Raw genomic sequence first — 21,003 nt, forward strand, 5'->3', positions numbered from 1 at the left:
AAGCTATGCTGAAACTACAGAAGTGGGATATCCCTAAACCGAAAGAAATGGCGCCAATGCTGATACCTCTGCTATTGACGTTTTATTTCATATACCCTCAGGCTCTGGGGTTTATGGGATCTTCTTTCATTCTGTTTTCAGGTGCACTGGGCATAACATATTATGCCTATCACAGATTTCCATTTCGGGAAGTCATAAGTGTACTTTTAGGCATGGCAGTTATTCTCCTATGGTTTTATTCTGTAGACTGGTATAATAACGCAAATGACCCATATACCCTGGGCTTTTTCAAAAGTGAGATAGCCTGGTTCTTTTCCTCATATCTCATTATCCTTTATATATTTAAAGTACATAAAAATCCCACCATAGAAACGGTTTTGAAATACATTGTAGGTGCTGTGGCGCTACAATGCTTCATCACGTTTATAATGTATATGAATGAAAGTATCGCCGATTTTTTCTGGGGAATACAGTTCAACAAAGAGTACTCGGAGGAATTAGTTGCCGAAAACAGCTGGCAAAGACTGATGGGATATGGCATCGGATTCTTCGGTGCAGGGGCGAACAATGGTGTTGCCCTCGTAATCATTTCTTATCTATTGGTAAGCAAACCTATCAAAAATGAAGAGTTTATTACTCTCTCGGTGGTATATGTATTTATATTTTACATTAGCTTGTTTATGGCAAGGACAACAGTCGTAGGTGCTGCTGTTGGATTTGGATTAATGGCATTTTTCTATTTTTTTAAAGGTGAGAGGCACAACAAAAAACAAGTACGCCGGTTTTTGCTGTCATCATTATTCCTGATGTTCTCAGGCTACCTTTTCGTTATGCTATTTTTCGAAGGTATTTCCAATTGGGCTTTCGAACTCTTTATCAATTTTGTTGAAAGAGGAGAACTACGTACTCAATCGTCAGACGGACTTGGCGAAATGTTCCAGGTTCCGGAAACAACAAAAGTATTGCTTTTTGGCGATGGCCGCATGGTTTTCCGGGGCACAGATGTCGGCTTTTCCCGTATGCTGTTTTTTGTAGGAGTAGTGGGCTCTGTTCTATTCTATGCGTATCCTCTCTTTCTTGTCAGAATGTGGGGAACAAAAAATAAAAATGTGAAAATCTTAGGATATACCATCGCAGTTTACTGTTACGTATTGAATTTTAAAGGGTGGTTTGACCTTAACCACATATTCTTTATGATCTTTTTCTTTTTTATGTTCTATAAGTACTATGTCTATTATCCTAAAATACAAGGCCAACAAGCTACTCTGAAAAATATAAGAAACAAATACGTAATATGAAAGAATGCATTATTTTGGCAGGTGGGCTCGGAACCAGGCTGCGTGAAGTAGTAAGTGACGTGCCAAAGGTAATGGCAGAAGTTGCCGGAAAACCATTCCTGTCCTATCTGCTCGATTGGTGTACTATACAGTCATTCGATAGAGTTATACTTTCGGTCGGCTATTTATCTGAAATCATTGTAGAGTGGGTGCAGAGCAATAAATATTCATTCGAAATACAATTTGTAAAAGAAGAAGAACCTCTTGGCACAGGAGGAGCCATCAAGTTGGCGATGAATTTTGCTAAAAGCGAAAAGGCCATTATTATTAATGGTGATACTTTCTTCAATGTTGATATTGACCGGTTATATACATTTCATTCTCAAAGAGGTGCTAAAATCAGTTTAGCACTAAAACCAATGGTCAATTTTGACCGTTACGGAAGTGTTCTTCTGGATCAAAAAGATAGAATTACAGCCTTTAAAGAGAAACAATTCTGCGAATCGGGTTTAATCAATGGTGGTATTTATTTAATAGATAAAACAATTTTCACATCAGCTTCCTTTTCGGAGAAGTTTTCATTCGAGAAGGAAATTTTAGAAGCAGGAATATCAGAACTTCCCATATATGGCAATATACAGGATACCTATTTTATTGATATTGGTATCCCTGAAGACTACCGGAAAGCCAATGTTGATTTCCAAAGATTCCATGATCTATGACAAACGGCCTGCAAAAATATAAATACCTTTTTCTCGACAGGGATGGCGTTATAAATATAGAACGTCCCGGCGATTATGTCAAATATATATCCGAATTTATTTTTGAGAAAGATGCCTTGAACGCCTTATCAATGCTAGCTTCCTGCTTTGAAAAAATATTTATAATAACCAATCAGCGTGGAGTCGGACGAGGCAAAATGACAATGGCACAATTACACGACGTACATGCCTATATGTTATCAGAGATAAATATAAATAAAGGAAAAATATCAGGAATTTACTGTTGTACCGATACAGAATCCATCTCCATAAATCGTAAACCAAATACCGGAATGGCTTTCCAGATACTGGAAGATTTTCCTGATATAGAACTTTCAGAAACGATAATGATAGGTAATAGCAAATCGGATATCCTTTTTGCAAAAAAGCTTGGTATTTACTCCGTTCTTGTGGGAGACAAATATCCCACGGAAGACGAAATTTACAATATCGCTGATGCATACTACGAAAATTTATATAAGTTTGCACTGTCATTAAAATCAGGCGACAATGAAAATAATAAGAAGTAAAGCACCTTTCAGGCTTGGGTTGGCAGGCGGAGGGACAGATGTCTCCCCTTATTCCGACCTTTACGGCGGATGCATACTCAATGCAACCATCAGCCTTTATGCTTATGCAAATATAGAACCCCGTAATGATAGCAAAATAATATTCCGTATTCCACAGACAAATGAGGAATATATATTTGATTCGGCTCTGGAATTACCAATACTGAATGACAAAGCCGACCTGATGAAAGGAATATACAACAGAATTGTAAAAGATTTTGTAAACAAGCCGTTAGCATTCACTCTTACCTGCGCACTGGAAGCTCCTTTCGGTTCAGGCCTCGGCACCTCATCAACACTCGCCGTCGCCATATTAGGTGCATATACCGAGTGGCTGGCACTGCCTTTAGGTGAGTATGACCTGGCATATCTGGCATACCTGATAGAACGTATCGATCTGAATCAGGCGGGAGGGAAACAGGATCAGTATTCAGCTGCTTTTGGCGGTTTCAATTTCATGGAATTTTATGCTGATGACAAAGTTATCGTAAATCCGTTAAGAGTACGAAACGAGACCATCAATGAACTATCCAACAATTTGTTGCTTTATTATACTAATTCGAGCCGCAACTCGGGCAGCATAATCGAAAAACAGCAAAAGAACGTAAAAGAACAAAAGTCCAAATCCCTCGAGGCCATGCACCAGATCAAACAACAAGCCTACGAAATAAAGGAAGCCGTCCTTAAGAATAATCTGGATGAAATAGGCCATATTCTTCACCGGGGATGGAGCCACAAACGGGAAATGGCAGAAGGGATTACTACCCCATTCTTCGAAGAATTGTACGAGACAGCAATCAAAGCAGGATCTATAGGAGGAAAAATCTCCGGCGCGGGAGGTGGAGGATACGTATTCTTCTATTGTCCGGGTAATACCCGCTTTGAGGTAGCCAAAGCGTTGGAAAAACTGGGAGGAAAGGTTCAGCCCTATTCATTTACTAAAAAAGGATTGGAAACCTGGCATATTAAATAAACCGGATGAAAATTGCTGTTTTAATAAGGGTTTACGACCGCACTGAAGACCTGAAATATAACCTTCGGATAATCACAGATACTTGGAAAGAGAATCAATATTACATCATAGTTGTCAGTAATGGAAAAAATAAGGGATATGAGATACTGCCCGAATCCGTTTCGCTGATCGATAAACTTGTTATACTTGAAGAAAACGCCGGTCACCGTAAAGGAAACTCACAGTTATTGATAGAAGGGGCAAAACACATCCCCGAAGATTGCGATTTCACACTTATTCTGGAAGCCGATACATGGATGTACGGTGATTCTGTACTATCAAAATATGCAAAGCTTTTATCTGCAAATGAAAAAACAGTATGGGCAAGCGCCGACTGGTATGACAAATTTTATGCATTAGCTACTGATATAGCCCTGATAAAGACCGGTTACATAAAAGAAAATCCCGGCATATTCGACTTCGAGCTTTTTCCGGAATGCCATATCTCCAATTTTTTAAGGGACACAGATGCCGGATATCTCTGGATAACAGAAAATATGCCTGTTCATGTGCCCAGTTACATCAAATGGAAATATCCTTATGTACCCAATATAAAGGAGGGACGTTTTTATGTATTCCCTAAATCGAAGATGGCGACCCATCACATCGAATTTCTGAAAGGTGGCATAGAAAAAAAGAAATTTTACTTCAACGTTTTAGCGGGTACCGATTATTTTACTGAAGTAAAAACACCATATAAAAGATGGAACCGGTTTACAATGCGTTTTTGGATTGGTTTGAGTAAATGTTTTTTAAAAAGAAGCTGGTATAGTAAGAAAACGTATAAGGAAATTAAAAATGAAGAATTAAAAATGAAGAATTAAAAATTATGCGAATCACTTTCATTATTCATTATTCATTTATTAAACTATGTTTGTAGTAAACGGAAGGTATCTGACACAAAAAGCAACAGGCGTCCATCGTTATGCTTTCGAAATATGTAATAAACTGCATGAAATGGGTGTGGATTTTCATGTGGCTATTCCGCAGGAAATCCACACCGATTATAAATTCAGTTTTAAAACCGTCAGGTGCGGATCATTAAATACCCATCTTTGGGAACAGATCTCCCTGCCCCGCTACTTGAAAAAGATTGGCAATCCTTTACTTATCAGTTTTACCGGCTGTGGACCGTTGTTCTATCGTAACCAAATAATGACCATCCATGATGTGTCGCATGAACGCTATCCCCAATGGTTTTCACCAAATTACTTTCGTTTCTATCATTTTATGATGCCACGCATCGGAAAGAAAGCACATGCTGTTCTGACTGTCAGTGAATTTTCAAAGAAGGAGATTGTAGATACATTGGGTATCGACATAAATAAGATTCATGTAATACACAGCAATGTGCCTTTCCACAACAAACCATCGAAAGAGGAAATACTGGATTTCAAACGGGATTCTTCATCCGATAAGTATATTTTAGCCGTATCTTCAATGGATCCGCGCAAAAACTTCGAACGGTTAGTTACTGCCTTTAATAAGGTTAAGGATAAATCCGTTAAGCTATATATCATCGGAATGTCTTTCAAGGCATTTAATACACCTGATCTGCAAAAACTGATCGGAGAGAATGTATATTTACCCGGATATATTTCCGATGACGCCCTTCAAAACATGTATCAAAATGCGCTTCTATCCGTTTATCCTTCATTGTATGAGGGATTTGGCCTTCCTCCCTTAGAGGCCATGACTTACGGTTGTCCCGCCATCAATTCTGATATTCCTGCTTTGCGCGAAGTGAGCGAAGACGCTGCACTGTATGTCGATCCGTATGATATAGATGATATGGCCATGAAAATAGAACAATTGCTGAATGATGAACCTCTAAGAAAGAAGTTGCAATTGAAAGGGCTGGAACAGATAAAAAAATATTCCTGGGAAAAATCTGCGAAGCAAGTGTATGAACTGGCACAAAAATATATATAGATATAATCGATAATATACAAAAAAAAGAGCTGTGAAAATCATAGCTCTTTTTCGTTTATACTTCAACTCTTATCTACTCATATTCGTCTTTGTAGAATTTCAGGAATTCATCTTTTCTAAACAATTTCTTCATTGTTACCGTACCTGTCTTAGATGTTGTGATTTCATCCTTGAACGGAGCATCTACCTGGAAATTCAGGTCGCCTGTATAAAGAACCGGTTCGTTGGATACCAAAGGGAACGGGCCTTCATATGTTTGGCCATCGATATTGATAATGGTATCGTTCGCTGTCGATTGCATACCAACTCCATATTCCTGCAATACCCTCACATAAGTAGACAAAGTAGGATTTAGCATAACATGATCCTGATCGAGATTGAATTTAACCTCTTGCCCGTCTCCCACTTTCATAGTATGTTCTCCTTTACTAAGAGTTCCATCCATCTTTTTATACTCTTTTGCACCTATCGATATCGCATCTTTTCCGTCTATTGAAACCGAAATTGCCTGATCAGTAGGATTATCGATGGAATAAGTTGCTCCACCGGAACATGAACTCATAAAGAATAATACAACAATCAGTGCTGTAGCAATGTTTGTGATGTGTTTTTTCATTTTGTCTTAATTTACAGTTTGAGTTTAATTTTGTGTCGGAAACAAATATAGGGATATTCTCTCTTCAGGAAAATATTTTCGAGCCTTTGTTTTTAACAATCCATGTAAACAAGCAGTTAAAATGACACTCACAAATCTGATAATAAGAAGCTTAACATGTATTGAAATAAAATGTATGTAAACTTGTATTTTATTTTGAAAACTTTATCAATATTATTTTTAGTAAACAGTAACTAGTAGTCATTAAGAATAATTTACAGAAGATGAAGAATATTGAAAATAAAATATATAAGGTTTTTCTCTTTGTCATGCTAGAGCGAAGCGAAGCATCTAAAAAGGGAGATCCTTCGTTCCTAAGGATGACAAAAACAAAATAAAAAAAACTAAAATATGTGTCAACTTTGTCAACTTTTAACAGTTTTAACTATCGGTCTGCATATTTAATCAGGCAGAATAAATCAGGCTCAAAACCTATTTCATGTGGAGATAAAAATAAGTTTCTCAAACAATAAAACATTTTGCTTTAAAAAGGGCAAAAAGCCCCGTGTATTCCTTTGAAAATCCCTTTATTTAATCTATTTTTGCATGACTATAGAAAAAAATGATAGCAGATGCTTATTTTCTATATTATATATCAACTAATAATTAACTATTCTATATAACTAAAAACAATTTTAATTTATGAGTTGGTTACTAAAATCTTCTATTGGTAAGAAGCTGATAATGAGTGTAACGGGAGTCGCTCTTATCTTATTTTTGCTGTTCCATGCGGCAATGAATGTAACGGCTGTTTTCTCAGAAGAAGCTTACAATACCATTTGTGCTCTTTTGGGTGCTAACTGGTATGCAGTAGCAGGTACAGCCGCATTAGGCGCATTGGTGGCTCTTCACTTCATTTATGCACTAATTCTTACCCTCCAAAACCGCAAGGCTCGCGGAAACGACAGCTATGCGGTAAATGTACGCCCGAAAAATGTTGAATGGGCATCGCAGAATATGTTTGTTCTGGGAGTTATCGTTATCGGATTTATGGTGCTTCACCTCAGCCAGTTTTGGTACAAAATGATGTTTGTTGAATTAATGGGACAACATCATGTACAATTGGGTGATACTGTAGTGTCTCCTCAGGATGGAGCAGAGTTTATAAAATACTACTTCAGCCAGCTTTGGGTTGTAATAGCCTATCTTATCTGGTATGTTGCCCTATGGTTCCACCTGTCTCATGGATTCTGGAGTGCTATTCAGACTATCGGATGGAATAACAAAATATGGATGAATCGCTGGAAAGTGATCGGACAAGTACTTGCCACAGTTATTTGCCTGGCATTTGCTTTCGTTACTATCTATTTCTATGCCAGACATTATTTCTGTCCATTCGCTTAAAATAGGCACTGATTATTTTTGTTAAAGATTAAAAGAAAAACAGATTATGAGTACTATACTAGATCCAAAAAAAGATTCAAAAATACCTGAAGGGCCATTAGCAGAAAAATGGACCAATTATAAGGCTCACCAGAAGCTGGTGAATCCTGCCAACAAGCGTCGCTTAGACATTATTGTGGTAGGTACAGGCCTTGCAGGAGCATCGGCTGCCGCGTCTCTTGGCGAGATGGGCTTCAATGTGTTGAACTTCTGTATTCAGGATTCTCCCCGCCGCGCGCACTCTATCGCTGCACAAGGGGGTATCAATGCTGCAAAGAATTATCAAAACGATGGTGACTCTGTTTACCGTCTTTTCTACGATACAATCAAAGGTGGTGACTACCGTGCCCGTGAAGCTAACGTATACCGTCTGGCTGAAGTTGCGAACAGCATCATCGACCAGTGTGTTGCTCAGGGAGTTCCTTTTGCCCGTGAATATGGAGGCTTGCTCGACAACCGTTCTTTCGGTGGAGCACAGGTGTCACGTACATTCTATGCCAAAGGACAAACAGGACAACAGCTATTGTTGGGAGCTTACTCTGCGTTAAGCCGTCAGGTACATAAAGGAAGTGTAAAACTTTACACCCGTTACGAGATGCTTGATGTTGTGCTTGTAAAAGATGAAAGTGGAGAAGAACGCGCACGCGGGATTATCGCACGCAACCTTGTAACCGGCCACCTTGAGCGCTTTGCTGCTCACGCCGTAGTTATTGCAACAGGTGGATACGGAAATACATTCTTCCTTTCTACAAACGCAATGGGATCGAACGGATCGGCTGCTATCCAGGCATACAAAAAAGGTGCTTATTTTGCAAATCCTTGTTTTGCCCAGATTCACCCAACTTGTATCCCTGTTCACGGAGAATTCCAATCGAAACTGACATTGATGTCGGAATCGCTTCGTAACGACGGACGCATCTGGGTTCCTAAAAAAATAGAAGATTCGGAAGCTATCCGTGCAGGAAAGCTAAAACCGACTCAAATAAAAGAAGAAGACCGCGACTACTATCTGGAAAGACGTTACCCTGCATTCGGTAACCTTGTTCCTCGTGACGTGGCTTCACGCGCCGCGAAGGAAAGATGTGACGCCGGATATGGTGTAGGCTCTACAGGTCTTGCCGTATACCTTGATTTCTCATCTGCAATCCAACGCCTTGGACGTGATGTTGTAGAAGCACGTTATGGTAACCTGTTCCAGATGTATGAAAAAATAGTTGACGATAATCCATACGAAACTCCGATGATGATCTATCCGGCAATCCACTATACAATGGGTGGTATCTGGGTTGACTATGAGTTGATGACTTCCATCAAAGGTTTATTTGCCCTGGGAGAAGCTAACTTCTCTGACCATGGAGCTAACCGTCTGGGTGCATCTGCATTGATGCAGGGACTTGCCGACGGGTATTTCGTTTTACCTTATACTATCCAGAATTACTTATCCGATCAGATTTCTGTCCCTCGTTTCAGTACCGATCTTCCAGAGTTTGTTCAGACAGAGAATGCAATCAAAGAGAAGGTTGCTAAACTGATGAATATAAAAGGAAACCGTTCGGTAGACTCTATCCATAAGCAACTGGGAATTATCATGTGGGATTTTGTAGGTATGGCGCGTACAAAAGAGTCTCTTGAAAAAGCTATTGAAGATATCAAAGCCGTGAAAAAAGAATTCTGGACAAATGTACGTATCCCGGGTGAGGCAACAGATCTGAATACAGAATTGGAAAAGGCACTTCGTTTATCAGATTTTATCGAAATAGGTTTATTAATGGCTTACGATGGACTTAACCGCAACGAGTCTTGTGGAGGTCACTTCCGCGAAGAATTCCAAACTCCGGACGGAGAGGCAATGCGTGACGATGAACACTATTCATACGTGGCATGCTGGAAATATCAGGGTGATGACACAGCTCCTGAAATGGTTAAAGAACCTCTTGACTATGAGTTCGTAGTAAGACAACAACGTAATTACAAAGCTTAAATCAGTTGACGAGTAAACAAGTAGACAAGTAAACAAGTTTTTTTGATGGGAACACATAAAGATTTAAAAGTTTGGCAAAAAAGTATCAACTTAGTAAAGTTGGTATATGTTGAAACTAAGTCTTTTCCTAAAGAAGAGTTATTTGGATTGATTTCTCAAATGAGAAGATCGGCCGTTTCAATTCCGTCTAATATAGCCGAAGGATTTGGACGGGGCTCGAAGAAAGAATGCGAACATTTCACATATATTGCTCTAGGTTCAGCATCTGAATTAGAAACTCAGTTGATAATTTCTAAAGAATTAGAATATATAAAGAATGAGGAATATCAGACATTAAACCTTTTGCTTAGTGAAATAATCAAAATGTTATCAGCTCTTATTAATTCTATGAAGCCAAAAGAATAACTTGTATCTCGTATCTTGTATCTCGTACCTAAAATAAAAAAACGATGGAAAAACTAATAAATATAACATTAAAAGTTTGGCGTCAAAGAGGTCCTCAAGAGAAAGGAGCCTTTGAAACACATAAACTTGATGGCATTTCTACAGAAAGTTCATTTCTCGAAATGCTGGATATTTTGAATGAAAAACTGGTAAATGAAGGCAAAGAACCTGTAGTATTTGATCACGATTGCCGTGAAGGTATATGCGGTATGTGTAGCCTCTACATAAACGGACACCCTCATGGTCCAGACGAAGACATTACCACCTGCCAGCTTCATATGCGTAAATTTAAAGACGGGGAAACCATTACAGTTGAACCTTGGCGTTCAGCAGGCTTTCCTGTTATCCGCGACCTGATGGTTGACCGTAAAGCCTTCGATAAGATCATACAGGCCGGAGGATATGTGAACGTCAATACCGGAGGTATTCCTGATGCCAACGCAATTCCAATCTCTAAAATAGATGCCGATGAAGCAATGGACTCGGCTTCCTGTATAGGTTGTGGTGCTTGTGTTGCAGCATGTAAAAACGGATCGGCGATGCTGTTCGTTTCCGCTAAGGTAAGCCAATTGGCATTGTTACCTCAGGGACGTGTGGAAGCTGCCCGCCGTGCAAAAGCAATGGTAGCCAAAATGGACGAACTTGGATTCGGTAACTGTACTAATACTCAGGCCTGTGAAATGGAATGTCCTAAAAACATCTCAATCAGTAATATTGCTCGCCTGAACCGTGAATTCCTGAAAGCAAAATTTAAAGATTAATATCTTTTACATCTCAATATAAAAGCGACTATCTCCGGATAGTCGCTTTTTGTCTTCTAAATACTTATCTTTGTATCAAAAACATACAATCATGTCATTAAAATATGCGGTAATAGGCACTGGTGCTATTGGTGGATACTATGGAGGAAAACTTGCCAATGCAGGACAAGATGTTCACTTTCTTTTTCACTCAGATTATGGATATGTAAAAGAAAATGGATTAAGACTCGATTCTGTGAATGGAGACTTTCATCTCAAGCAGGTGAATGCTTATAATGACACATCAGATATGCCGAAGTGCGATGTTGTATTGGTAGGATTGAAATCTACGAATAACCATTTATTGAAAGAATTATTACCTCCTCTTCTTCATGACACAACCCTCGTTATTCTTATCCAAAACGGATTAGGCTTGGAAGAAGATTTGCAAAAAACCTTTCCCGGTCTATGGATTACAGGAGGACTGGCCTTTATTTGTTCAGCGAAAACAGGAGAAGGACATATTTCGCATTTTGATGAAGGACGATTGAATATAGGTTCATATTCCTGCCCGGACAACTCGTTGATAGAACAGATTTGCAATGACCTGATGGATGCCGGAGTAGAAACCAAGATACAAAATCTGGAGCAGGCCCGTTGGATGAAATTAGTTTGGAATATTCCTTATAATGGTATGACTGTTGTAATGAATACAGATACCGATAAATTGATGAACAACACAGGAATGGAGAATCTATTACACGAAATGATGCTCGAAGTTATTCGGGGAGGCAATCATGCAGGCAAGGGTAAATACTCCATACCGGAAAGCTTTGCCGATGAGATTCTCGATACTACCCGGAAAATGGTGCCCTACTCTCCAAGCATGAAGCTTGATTATGACTTTAAGCGACCTTTGGAAATTGAGTATATCTATACACGTCCGATAGAAGAGGCAAAGAATAATGGCTATGATATGATCAGGGTGAACATGCTTGAAAAGCAGTTGAAATTTATAGAAAGTCAATATATAAAAAAATAAGCGGGAAATTTCCCGCTTATTTTTTATGCTTATTTATTTCTTATTATTCTTATGGATTAATCAGGAATAATACGGCACGGTTTTTATCATTATCTAACTCAAATGGCTGAATACCATCTCCTTTCCAGTTTACTGATAATCTATTCTTAGCTATACCATACTTTTCTTCCATAGCTTTAGCTACAGCTTCGGAGCGATTCTTCGATAGTCTTTGATTTATTGTTGCATTACCTGTTTTTTTATCTGCATATCCTGTGATAACACACGTTGCACCCGGATTCTCATTCAGATAATTAACGGCCAGTTCTATTTTAGCCCATTCTGTCTGATCAATCACCCATTTATTGATACGGAAGAATACCGGATCAGGTAAGAAGAATGGTTCTTTTTTAATTTCTTTGATCACTGGTTTTTCAGCAGGTCTCTCTACCGGCTTGTCTATTTCCGGGGTTTTCTCCCTTTCCACAGGAGCCAATATATCCGGGCAATCGAAATATTTACGACGTTTTGCCATTTCCGATTGTGCCACACTCAACTGTTGTGCACTCCTTTTTACTACGATAACTTCCTCTCCACTGTTCAATTGTAACAAAACTGAGTCTCTGGCAGAGCCACAATTACACGGATCGGCTTCGTTACCTGATTTGTTTTCTTGTGCGTTTAATGAAAAAGTCAATACTCCAAAGAGCATTGCCAATAATAAAAAATTTATCTTCATAATGTGATATGGTGTTAAGGTAAAACCCTATTTCATTTATTAAACCAAAGTACAAATTTAATTATTATTCTTAAATTATATTTTATTTTACCAACAAAAATAGATTATTCCCTTGTTTTTTTGATCCTATCTATTTAAATATATAATTGTTATACTATAAATAACAGCTTATTTATACTTTTGTTCTCCAAAATGTATAGGAAATAGTGGAAAAGACAATTATCAATATTAAAGAAGCTATCCCTCGGCTTGAACTGTATCGTTTTAGTGAACCAGTCAACTGGGAAATTAGAGAAGGACAATACTGGGCTGTTATCGGTCCTAACGGAGGTGGAAAAACCTTGCTTACAGATTTATTGTCTGGCAAGCTGGCTCTAAAAAAAGGAGAAATAGAACCCGGGAATAATGAAAGGATATCCTCTACTGTAAAAAGCGTTGCATTCCGCGATATATATAGCATTGTAGATACTCAGAACAGCTACTACCAGCAACGCTGGAATAAAGGGGTGGAGCTAGACGTCCCCTTTGTTTCGGATTTAGTTGCCAATACAGACCGACAATGGCTCGATATGCTCATCGACTGGTTTGAAATCTCGGATTTGATGAATAAGAAAGTTGATATGCTTTCGAGCGGGGAACTGAGAAAGTTTCTCATTGTTAAGATCCTACTATCTAAGCCTAAAATCCTGGTACTGGACAATCCATTTATAGGCTTGGATTTCAAGTCGCGTCAGATATTAAGCGATTTATTAGCCCGTTTGAAAAAATTAGAAGGGTTACAAATCGTCTTGGTTCTGTCAAATCCGAAAGATATACAGGATGTTGTTACAGACATCTTACCTGTTGCCGACAAAAAGATATACCCGCAAATATCTAAAGATGATTTTCTTGAGAATAGGTTATTTATAAAAGAACTATTTAAAGAAGACGATAAGGTTGCTGGCATAAGCAATTTAGAGCCTCTGGTAGAAAAAGACATTATACCGTTTCAGAATGCTGCGATATTAAAGGATATACATATAAAATATGGAGAGCGAACCATACTTAAAGATTTAAACTGGACTGTTGAGCGGGGAGAGAAATGGGCATTATTAGGAGTTAACGGATCAGGAAAATCTACTCTATTGAGCCTGATCTGTGGCGATAACCCGCAAGCTTATGCTAATAATATTACATTATTTGACAGGAAAAGAGGCACAGGTGAAAGTATCTGGGATATAAAAAAAAGAATTGGTTATATATCTCCCGAGATGCACCTTTATTACCTGAAAAACGTACGGTGCATTGATGTGGTAGGCTCCGGTTTTTTCGACACAATAGGATTATACCGTAAATGTAATGCAGACCAGGAGCAGTTGGCACTGCATTGGATGAAAATATTCGGGGTAGAACATTTACAGGATATATCATTCCTTAACGTTTCATCGGGTGAACAACGACTGATCTTGTTAGCCAGGGTTTTTGTTAAGAATCCCGATCTGTTGATTCTAGATGAGCCCTTACATGGTCTCGATTTCGTGAACAAAAGAAAAGTAAAGAGAATAATAGAAGAATTCTGCAATACTGAAAAATCCCTCATATATGTAACTCATTACGAAGAAGAAATACCGGATGTGGTAAACAAACGTTTAATCTTAGAAAAAATAAAAGGATAGTCTTTCTACAGGCTGATTTCAATTTTATTTTCTATCCTATGCACTTTGTAAAAATTTTACTATTTTTGAATTAAGAAAAAAACTAAACAACATGATATTTCGATTTTTACTTTTATCGGATGAAGCAGAAGACTTCAAACGTGAAATTCAGATAGATGCTGATGCGACATTCTTCGATCTGCACAGAGCGATTCTCAAAGCGGTTGATTTTAAAGAAGGAGATATGACATCCTTTTTCATTTGCAGCGACGATTGGGAAAAAGAACAGGAAATCACTTTGGTGGAAATGGATACAAGTTCCGATGAAGACTCCTACACAATGGAAGCATCTATCCTGAATGATTTTCTGGAAGATGAGAAACAAAAATTAATGTATGTCTTCGATTACCTGACCGAACGGGCTTTCTTCATGGAATTGAGAGAGATCATCACAGGAAAGGATCTGGATGAGCCGGTTTGCACAAAATCTGTGGGTAATCCGCCTGCGCAATTCGTCGACTTCGACACTATTGCAGCCACGTCAAATTCATTGGACATGGGAGAGAATTTCTACGGAGACGAAGGGTACGATATGGATGAACTCGATGCTGAAGGATTCGACGGATTAGATAACATAGCCGAATCTTCGGGAGAAGAAGACTTTTAATGAAAAAACTTATAGTTCTGCTTGGCCCTACCGGAGTAGGAAAAACAGCACTAAGTCTCGATCTGGCCGAATATTACAATTGCCCCATCATATCGGCTGATTCCCGCCAGTTTTTTAAGGGCTTAGAAATTGGCACAGCCGCTCCGACCGTAACTGAGTTATTACGTGTACCCCATTTTTTGGTGGGCATGTTAGATGTACACAATTATTATAGTGCCAGTGAATTTGAACAGGACGCTTTAAAGATAATAGCAGAGCAACACAAAACTCATGACATCCTCATTGCTTCGGGTGGCTCCATGCTTTATATAGATGCCTTATGTAATGGAATAGATGATGTCCCTACAATTGATGAGAAATTGCGAGAGGATATATATGGCTTGTATGAAAGAGAAGGGCTAGAACCGATCAGGGCACAATTAAAAACACTGGATCCTGATTTCTACAACGAAGTAGACCTAAAAAATTATAAGCGGGTGATTCATGCCCTCGAAGTTTGTCTGATGACAGGCAGGCCATATTCATCTTTTCGGACAAAAACAAAAAAAGAACGCCCATTCAAGATTATCAAGATCGGACTAATGCGCGAACGGGAAGACCTGTATAACCGCATTAATAAAAGAGTGGATATGATGTTAGAACAAGGCTTGCAGGACGAAGCTCGTTGCTTTTATCCTCAACGTTATCTCAATGCGCTTAATACTGTTGGCTATAAGGAATTATTTAAATACTTCGATGGAGAATGGACACTCGATTTTGCCATAGAAAAAATAAAACAGAACAGCCGTATATATTCACGTAAACAAATGACATGGTTCAAGCGGGATAATGAAATAAACTGGATAAATTTATCTTCCGTGAATAATAGAGAAGTATTAGAGAAAATAATAGAAATCACAGATAACAAATAAATACCTCAAAAGGTTTGTCTTTTTACACCTATTACTATATATTAGCAGCGATTTTCACCTTAATTATACTAATTTAAAACAAAAATCTTATGAACAAGAAGCTTATCTCACTGACTGTCGTGTTACTGGCGGCAGTATTCCTACTACCTGGTTGTGCATCCATGTTTACAAAATCAACTTATCCTTTAACAATCAACTCTAATCCTCCAGGAGCAGATATTACGATTACCAATAAAAAAGGAAAGACTGTATATCAGGGACAAAGCCCGGCTATAGTAAAATTAAAATCTAGTGCAGGATATATGTCCAAAGCTGAATATGTAGTAAAACTGTCAACTCCGGGCTATGATGATTATCTGGTTACAATAGGTGCAGATATAGAAGGATGGTATTTTGCCAACATTTTACTGGGAGGGTTGATCGGTATGCTGATTGTCGATCCGGCTACAGGGGCAATGTGGTCTCTCGATACTGAAGAAATAAACGCAACCATGAAACCTAATAGCACAACAGAAACTCCAACCCTGCAGATATTAGATATAAAAGATATCCCGGAAGACATGAGAAAATCACTGGTGAAGATCAATTAAAACATCTGATAATAAACTTGTTTCACTTCGCTGGCGCGGACATCTTGTCCGTGCCTCGAGCGATCTTTTTTGCTTCGCAACACACAGACTGGAAGTCTGTGCGAGCAAGATATTCAGTTATCAGTTAACAAAAAAGTTACAAAAGTTACACTTTTGCAGCATTTTCAACTAAAACCTGATACGTTTTCTCGTAAAAATGCTAAACTTCAAAAAAATAATTTTCAGTATTTCAAAGATCGTTTCTACTAACTACTGGCTATTAACCATTTCGAAGTATAGATAAAGTTCCAGAAAAAAAATACAGGAAAAAGGTGATTCGCATTTATGGATTTGTTCAACTCAAACATAATCCATACATTTGGAAGATCAATTATATAAATGAATCTTATGAAAACAAGATTATGTAAATTTCTACCTGCATTATTTATTAGTGTGCTTATTCTTGGATTTACAGGATGTGGAGATGATAATCATTATTACGACATTGGTACTGATATGGATACATTTATATTTCCTGTAAAATATGAGGACTGGGTATGGAACAGTAATGATAAGCGCTATGAATATTCTTATTCTTTCCCCGAATTCGATGACTATATGTTTGAAGAGGGGGCTGTACAAGGCTGGGTGTATATATGGAAGACTGAAGGGAATACAGACTATAAAGTATTGACTCAATGCCCTTATGTACAAACATACCCAAATGGAACAGCAGCTCCATATTCCGAAACCATAGGTTTCGATCTTTATTTGACACCCACGAAGAAAATAGTATTTTATGTTCAAGCTAGCAACTTAAGTGATGAAGATCGATATCTGGATGATTATACATTTAAAGTAAATTTCATATACAGACAATAACTGTTAAATCTCCGTAAAGAAAAAGACAGACATAAATATGTCTGTCTTTTTCTTTACCTTTAAACCTATGAAACGCGGACACGCCGATTTACCACTTCACTACGGAACAGTACCACCCTGGCTGGCTCAACGGATGAGTCTGCTTGGCGGAGCCATAGCCGAAGCAATCATTATAGAATATGGTCGGTCTGCATTACTGCAAAGGCTGAGCGATCCGTTCTGGTTCCAGTCATTAGGTTGTGTTTTAGGCATGGACTGGCATTCGTCCGGTATAACCACATCTGTAATGAATGCTTTGAAAAAAGCTATTAATAAACGTTCTTCCGAATTGGGTGTGTATGTTTGCGGCGGACGGGGAAAGTCTTCGAGGCAAACTCCGGCGGAGTTATTGGAGATTGCCAATAAAACAGGACTGAATGGCGAAGAACTGGTCAGGAACAGCAAGCTATCCGCCAAAGTAGACAACACAGCTATTCAGGATGGATTCCAGCTATATCTGCATTCGTTTGTCGTTACACAAGATGGAGAATGGGCCGTTATCCAGCAGGGAATGAATCCCGATAACAAAATGGCGAGACGTTATCATTGGCTATCTTCGTCCCTCCAATCTTTTACGGAGGAACCTCACACATCGGTTTGCGGAAAAAATCAGGGTCTGATACTTAATCTTACAGACAAGGAAGCTATGCCTACGAAAGATAGTATATTAGAACTGACAAAAGAGAACCCTGATAAACTGATGAAAGAAGTGTCGATTATCTTACCTAATCACCACGACGTAAGGGAAGAAGACGTAAACATTCAACGTCTGGGAGCAGCATTGATCCTGGCACACGAAACAAATGTGACAGATATAGAATCTCTGTTATTGCTTCAGGGAGTTGGTCCACGCACCCTGCAATCACTCACATTGGTAAGCGAAGTGATACACGGTACCCCTTCCCGGTTTTTCGATCCGGCACGGTTCTCTTTTGCCCATGGGGGAAAAGATGGGCATCCATTCCCTGTTCCGACAAAGATTTATGATCAAACAATCGGAATATTGGATAAGGCTATTCACCAGTCGAAACTGGGAGATAAAGATAAGTCCGATGCCTTGAGAAATTTGTCTAAAATATCACTCGAGATAGAAAAAGGATATACTCCGAACAACTATTTCAATGACCTTGTACAACACGAACGGAACACCTCCTATAAATATGGCGGAAAGACAGTATTCGGTGATGCCAAGAAACCAAAAGACAATGGAACACAATTAAAACTATGGGATTGATTTTTGATCAAAGGAAAGCAGATCATACAATTTGTTACCCGTTTAACCGTTATTAATAAATAAATTGTAATTACTTTGCATCCGATTATCTATGATATTTCCGAATGAGGGTTAAATATATAATACTACCAATATTGTTTTTTGTTATGGGGCTCGGTTCTGTATATGGACAATGGGATCCCCAACTAAGCCAGTATTGGAGGATGAAGAATTATTATAATCCCGCATTTATAGCTGAAACCAATAACATAGAGAGCGCCCTATTACACCGTCGTCAATGGGAAGGATTTACAGATCCGCCAATATCCTCCATAGTTTCCATGAATATGCCGGTCAAGTTCTTTGGCAAGGAACATGGCGTAGGAATCATCATGACGAATGAAAAATTCGGACTGTTTTCCAATACTTACATGATGGGGCAATATATGTACAAATTCAAGTTCAAGAATAACAAATTCCTACATATAGGCATACAAGGAGGAATGCTGAATATTGATTTCGATGCAGCCAGTATACATATCCCGGAGAGCGATTATCACGATCAGAATGACCCGGCAAAACCGACAGGCAGCGGAAGCAAAACTGTCGATGGTGGATTAGGTGTAGCGTGGATCGCCCCGAAATATTATGTCGGCTTTTCAGTAAATCACCTCTGGGAACCGAAATTCGATATAGCAGAAGACCGTTCTGCCTTTGTAGGACGAACCTACTATTTGATGGGAGGATACAATATAATGCTTAATAATCCGTTGTTAGAGTTGCAACCTTCTGCGTTCCTTAAATCCGATGCTGTTGTATGGCAACTCGACTTAACATCTAAAGTTGAGTATAATAAGATGTTCAATGGCGGAATATCTTGGAGAAAAGGCGAAGGTTTTGTATTTTTGCTGGGTGTAAAAATAAGGAATATCGACGCCGGGTATTCTTACGACCTGAATACGGGCTCAGCCTTGTCTGCCAGCAATGGTAGCCATGAGCTTTTTATACGGTACAGCATTCCGTTGACCAAGAAGAGGGAACCAGGGCCAAGCAAGAGCATAAGAATATTATAAACAGTAGAAGAAACAAGAACATAATAATACATAATACAAAATTACATCAAACAAGAAATCGGTAGCTAAAAGCTAATAAAGATAAATATGAAACAGCTGTTATTTGCAACTATAGCTTCACTTATGATACTTACTTCCTGCGGCAGTTCGTCGGGAGGGGCCAGTATCGGAGGTGAAGTAACAGGCGAAAAAGGTTCTTCATGGGCCGAGCCTGCACCACACGGAATGGTCTTGATTTCGAGGGGATCTATTGAAATGGGCCCCGCCGAAAATGATTCACTATGGGATATAAAGGCTAATCCAAAAGGAGTATCGATAGACAATTTCTGGATGGATGAGACGGAAGTCACAAACTCCAAATACCGCCAGTTTGTTTATTGGGTACGGGATTCCATTATCAGGGAACGTTTATCCGTTATAGACGAAACATTTAAGATAACAGAAGACCGTTATGGAGATCCGATAAAGCCATACCTTGATTGGAAGAAATCTATACCACGCAGGCCGTTGGAAGATGAAGAAATGGCTATCAATAGCGTGACATTCGTTCATCCTATCACCCAACAAAGAGGTCTGGATCCACGACAGATAAACTTCATTTACGAATGGTTCGACTATACCGAGGCTGCCAAACGCCGCAATCGCCTGGATCCGTCAGAAAGGATTCTCAACACGGATATTACAGCCAATCCAAATGAGGTTATAACTATTTCTAAAGATACAGCCTACCTCAATGAAGATGGATTGCCGGTAAATGAAACGATAATAAGGCCTCTGACTTCGCTCTTCGACTTTGTACATACAAAGATTATAAATATCTACCCTGATACGACAGTCTGGGTGAACGACTTCAATAATGCATACAACGAGCCATATATGCGCATGTACTTCTCCCATACCGGATACAATGACTATCCTGTAGTAGGTGTGACATGGGAACAGGCAACCGCCTTCTGCGAATGGAGAACCAAATTCTACCGTATGGGACAACCCCGCAACGCACGTCCTATCGAAAACTTTCGTTTACCAACAGAAGGAGAATGGGAATTTGTGGCACGTAACGGACGTACCGAAAACAAATACCCATGGGACAGAGAAGGCACAATGGACGAAAAAGCCTGCTTCATGGCCAACTTCAAACCGGGAGAAGGGAACTATACAAAAGATGGAAACCTGATACCTGCACGGGTAGCTTCATACATCCCTAATCGTTTTGGCGTATACGATCTGGCCGGGAACGTATCGGAATGGACTTCCACTGCATACACAGAATCGGGTACAGCCTTGATGAACGATATGAATCCGCAATACCGTTACGATGCGGCGAAAGAAGATCCCTACTCTATAAAGAAAAAAGTAGTTAAAGGTGGTTCATGGAAAGACATAGGCCGCAATATCCGTGGAGATATGCGTGAAGGCGAGTTCCAGAACCAGCCACGCTCATATATCGGGTTCCGTTGTGTAAGAACACAAGTAGGCTTTGCAAAATCAAAGAAATAAG

The 21,003-nt window shown here is 39.1% G+C and carries 21 protein-coding genes; 19 read left to right on the forward strand and 2 right to left on the reverse strand.

The window, feature by feature from the left end; translation table 11 throughout:
* Positions 1–5: 5 nt before the first annotated feature.
* From GGR21_RS09865 to GGR21_RS09890, 6 genes are read left to right on the forward strand one after another with little or no spacing between them, the layout of a single operon-like run.
* On the forward strand, positions 6–1,298 hold the full coding sequence (locus GGR21_RS09865; protein ID WP_183307052.1) for a hypothetical protein: 1,293 nt from the start codon (positions 6–8) through the stop codon (positions 1,296–1,298).
* A complete protein-coding gene (locus tag GGR21_RS09870) occupies positions 1,295–1,999 on the forward strand; it encodes a nucleotidyltransferase family protein (protein ID WP_183307053.1) in 705 nt (234 codons plus the stop codon). The genes GGR21_RS09865 and GGR21_RS09870 overlap by 4 nt, the downstream gene beginning before the upstream one ends.
* Entirely contained in the window at positions 1,996–2,568 is a 573-nt protein-coding gene (locus GGR21_RS09875) for a D-glycero-alpha-D-manno-heptose-1,7-bisphosphate 7-phosphatase (RefSeq protein WP_183307054.1), read from the forward strand. The genes GGR21_RS09870 and GGR21_RS09875 overlap by 4 nt, the downstream gene beginning before the upstream one ends.
* A complete protein-coding gene (locus tag GGR21_RS09880) occupies positions 2,549–3,580 on the forward strand; it encodes a GHMP family kinase ATP-binding protein (protein WP_183307055.1) in 1,032 nt (343 codons plus the stop codon). Before GGR21_RS09875 ends, GGR21_RS09880 begins: the two co-directional genes overlap by 20 nt.
* Positions 3,581–3,585: 5 nt before the next feature.
* Positions 3,586–4,443 (forward strand): glycosyltransferase family protein, encoded by an 858-nt coding sequence (locus tag GGR21_RS09885; RefSeq protein ID WP_183307056.1) that lies wholly within the window; start codon positions 3,586–3,588, stop codon positions 4,441–4,443.
* A gap of 46 nt (positions 4,444–4,489) precedes the next feature.
* Entirely contained in the window at positions 4,490–5,551 is a 1,062-nt protein-coding gene (locus tag GGR21_RS09890) for a glycosyltransferase family 4 protein (RefSeq protein WP_183307057.1), read from the forward strand.
* Between the two features lie 73 nt (positions 5,552–5,624).
* On the opposite strand, the gene GGR21_RS09895 is transcribed toward GGR21_RS09890, so the two are convergent.
* Positions 5,625–6,167, reverse strand: coding sequence for a hypothetical protein (locus GGR21_RS09895; protein WP_183307058.1), 543 nt, complete (start codon positions 6,165–6,167; stop codon positions 5,625–5,627).
* A 681-nt stretch (positions 6,168–6,848) separates the two neighbouring features.
* Here GGR21_RS09895 and GGR21_RS09900 point away from each other — a divergent pair.
* From GGR21_RS09900 to GGR21_RS09915, 5 genes are all read left to right on the forward strand, one after another.
* The gene (locus tag GGR21_RS09900) at positions 6,849–7,550 is read left to right on the forward strand and encodes a succinate dehydrogenase cytochrome b subunit (protein WP_183307059.1); all 702 of its coding nucleotides are present in this window, start codon (positions 6,849–6,851) and stop codon (positions 7,548–7,550) included.
* A 46-nt stretch (positions 7,551–7,596) separates the two neighbouring features.
* The gene (locus tag GGR21_RS09905) at positions 7,597–9,570 is read left to right on the forward strand and encodes a fumarate reductase/succinate dehydrogenase flavoprotein subunit (protein WP_183307060.1); all 1,974 of its coding nucleotides are present in this window, start codon (positions 7,597–7,599) and stop codon (positions 9,568–9,570) included.
* Between the two features lie 45 nt (positions 9,571–9,615).
* A complete protein-coding gene (locus GGR21_RS20790) occupies positions 9,616–9,975 on the forward strand; it encodes a four helix bundle protein (RefSeq protein ID WP_221232978.1) in 360 nt (119 codons plus the stop codon).
* A 44-nt stretch (positions 9,976–10,019) separates the two neighbouring features.
* Positions 10,020–10,775: a succinate dehydrogenase/fumarate reductase iron-sulfur subunit gene (locus GGR21_RS09910; RefSeq protein ID WP_183307061.1), complete on the forward strand. Its 756-nt coding sequence runs from the start codon at positions 10,020–10,022 to the stop codon at positions 10,773–10,775.
* 91 nt (positions 10,776–10,866) lie between these two features.
* On the forward strand, positions 10,867–11,796 hold the full coding sequence (locus GGR21_RS09915) for a putative 2-dehydropantoate 2-reductase (protein ID WP_183307062.1): 930 nt from the start codon (positions 10,867–10,869) through the stop codon (positions 11,794–11,796).
* 49 nt (positions 11,797–11,845) lie between these two features.
* Here GGR21_RS09915 and GGR21_RS09920 read toward each other — a convergent pair whose 3' ends face one another.
* On the reverse strand, positions 11,846–12,514 hold the full coding sequence (locus GGR21_RS09920; protein ID WP_183307063.1) for an OmpA family protein: 669 nt from the start codon (positions 12,512–12,514) through the stop codon (positions 11,846–11,848).
* Positions 12,515–12,717: 203 nt separating this feature from the next.
* On the opposite strand from GGR21_RS09920, the gene GGR21_RS09925 reads away from it, so the two are divergent.
* From GGR21_RS09925 to porK, 8 genes are all read left to right on the forward strand, one after another.
* Complete coding sequence (locus GGR21_RS09925) at positions 12,718–14,169, forward strand: ATP-binding cassette domain-containing protein (protein WP_183307162.1); 1,452 nt, start codon at positions 12,718–12,720, stop codon at positions 14,167–14,169.
* A 91-nt stretch (positions 14,170–14,260) separates the two neighbouring features.
* Positions 14,261–14,815, forward strand: coding sequence for an IS1096 element passenger TnpR family protein (locus GGR21_RS09930; RefSeq protein WP_183307064.1), 555 nt, complete (start codon positions 14,261–14,263; stop codon positions 14,813–14,815).
* Entirely contained in the window at positions 14,815–15,726 is a 912-nt protein-coding gene (miaA, locus tag GGR21_RS09935) for a tRNA (adenosine(37)-N6)-dimethylallyltransferase MiaA (protein WP_183307065.1), read from the forward strand. The genes GGR21_RS09930 and miaA overlap by 1 nt, the downstream gene beginning before the upstream one ends.
* An 89-nt stretch (positions 15,727–15,815) precedes the next feature.
* Positions 15,816–16,316, forward strand: coding sequence for a peptidase associated/transthyretin-like domain-containing protein (locus tag GGR21_RS09940; protein ID WP_183307066.1), 501 nt, complete (start codon positions 15,816–15,818; stop codon positions 16,314–16,316).
* A gap of 387 nt (positions 16,317–16,703) precedes the next feature.
* Complete coding sequence (locus GGR21_RS09945) at positions 16,704–17,177, forward strand: hypothetical protein (protein WP_183307067.1); 474 nt, start codon at positions 16,704–16,706, stop codon at positions 17,175–17,177.
* A 67-nt stretch (positions 17,178–17,244) separates the two neighbouring features.
* Entirely contained in the window at positions 17,245–18,450 is a 1,206-nt protein-coding gene (locus GGR21_RS09950) for a DUF763 domain-containing protein (protein ID WP_183307068.1), read from the forward strand.
* Positions 18,451–18,554: 104 nt separating this feature from the next.
* The gene (locus GGR21_RS09955) at positions 18,555–19,502 is read left to right on the forward strand and encodes a PorP/SprF family type IX secretion system membrane protein (protein WP_183307069.1); all 948 of its coding nucleotides are present in this window, start codon (positions 18,555–18,557) and stop codon (positions 19,500–19,502) included.
* A gap of 87 nt (positions 19,503–19,589) precedes the next feature.
* Positions 19,590–21,002, forward strand: a complete 1,413-nt coding sequence (gene porK / locus GGR21_RS09960) for a T9SS ring complex lipoprotein PorK/GldK (protein ID WP_183307070.1) — start codon at positions 19,590–19,592, stop codon at positions 21,000–21,002.
* The last annotated feature ends 1 nt before the right edge of the window (position 21,003 follow it).

Origin of the sequence: Dysgonomonas hofstadii (assembly GCF_014196915.1) — a bacterium.
Lineage (GTDB): Bacteria > Bacteroidota > Bacteroidia > Bacteroidales > Dysgonomonadaceae > Dysgonomonas > Dysgonomonas hofstadii.

Excerpts from the sequence above, each read along its gene's own strand:
- GGR21_RS09890 (WP_183307057.1), top strand. The coding sequence starts at position 4,490 with ATGTTTGTAGTAAACGGAAGGTATCTGACACAAAAAGCAACAGGCGTC.
- GGR21_RS09885 (WP_183307056.1), top strand. The coding sequence starts at position 3,586 with ATGAAAATTGCTGTTTTAATAAGGGTTTACGACCGCACTGAAGACCTG.
- GGR21_RS09865 (WP_183307052.1), top strand. The coding sequence starts at position 6 with ATGCTGAAACTACAGAAGTGGGATATCCCTAAACCGAAAGAAATGGCG.
- GGR21_RS09915 (WP_183307062.1), top strand. The coding sequence starts at position 10,867 with ATGTCATTAAAATATGCGGTAATAGGCACTGGTGCTATTGGTGGATAC.
- GGR21_RS09900 (WP_183307059.1), top strand. The coding sequence starts at position 6,849 with ATGAGTTGGTTACTAAAATCTTCTATTGGTAAGAAGCTGATAATGAGT.
- GGR21_RS09950 (WP_183307068.1), top strand. The coding sequence starts at position 17,245 with ATGAAACGCGGACACGCCGATTTACCACTTCACTACGGAACAGTACCA.
- GGR21_RS09870 (WP_183307053.1), top strand. The coding sequence starts at position 1,295 with ATGAAAGAATGCATTATTTTGGCAGGTGGGCTCGGAACCAGGCTGCGT.
- GGR21_RS09930 (WP_183307064.1), top strand. The coding sequence starts at position 14,261 with ATGATATTTCGATTTTTACTTTTATCGGATGAAGCAGAAGACTTCAAA.
- GGR21_RS09880 (WP_183307055.1), top strand. The coding sequence starts at position 2,549 with ATGAAAATAATAAGAAGTAAAGCACCTTTCAGGCTTGGGTTGGCAGGC.
- porK (WP_183307070.1), top strand. The coding sequence starts at position 19,590 with ATGAAACAGCTGTTATTTGCAACTATAGCTTCACTTATGATACTTACT.
- GGR21_RS09955 (WP_183307069.1), top strand. The coding sequence starts at position 18,555 with ATGAGGGTTAAATATATAATACTACCAATATTGTTTTTTGTTATGGGG.
- GGR21_RS09920 (WP_183307063.1), bottom strand. The coding sequence starts at position 12,514 with ATGAAGATAAATTTTTTATTATTGGCAATGCTCTTTGGAGTATTGACT.
- GGR21_RS09940 (WP_183307066.1), top strand. The coding sequence starts at position 15,816 with ATGAACAAGAAGCTTATCTCACTGACTGTCGTGTTACTGGCGGCAGTA.
- GGR21_RS09895 (WP_183307058.1), bottom strand. The coding sequence starts at position 6,167 with ATGAAAAAACACATCACAAACATTGCTACAGCACTGATTGTTGTATTA.
- GGR21_RS09945 (WP_183307067.1), top strand. The coding sequence starts at position 16,704 with ATGAAAACAAGATTATGTAAATTTCTACCTGCATTATTTATTAGTGTG.
- miaA (WP_183307065.1), top strand. The coding sequence starts at position 14,815 with ATGAAAAAACTTATAGTTCTGCTTGGCCCTACCGGAGTAGGAAAAACA.
- GGR21_RS09910 (WP_183307061.1), top strand. The coding sequence starts at position 10,020 with ATGGAAAAACTAATAAATATAACATTAAAAGTTTGGCGTCAAAGAGGT.
- GGR21_RS09905 (WP_183307060.1), top strand. The coding sequence starts at position 7,597 with ATGAGTACTATACTAGATCCAAAAAAAGATTCAAAAATACCTGAAGGG.
- GGR21_RS09875 (WP_183307054.1), top strand. The coding sequence starts at position 1,996 with ATGACAAACGGCCTGCAAAAATATAAATACCTTTTTCTCGACAGGGAT.
- GGR21_RS20790 (WP_221232978.1), top strand. The coding sequence starts at position 9,616 with ATGGGAACACATAAAGATTTAAAAGTTTGGCAAAAAAGTATCAACTTA.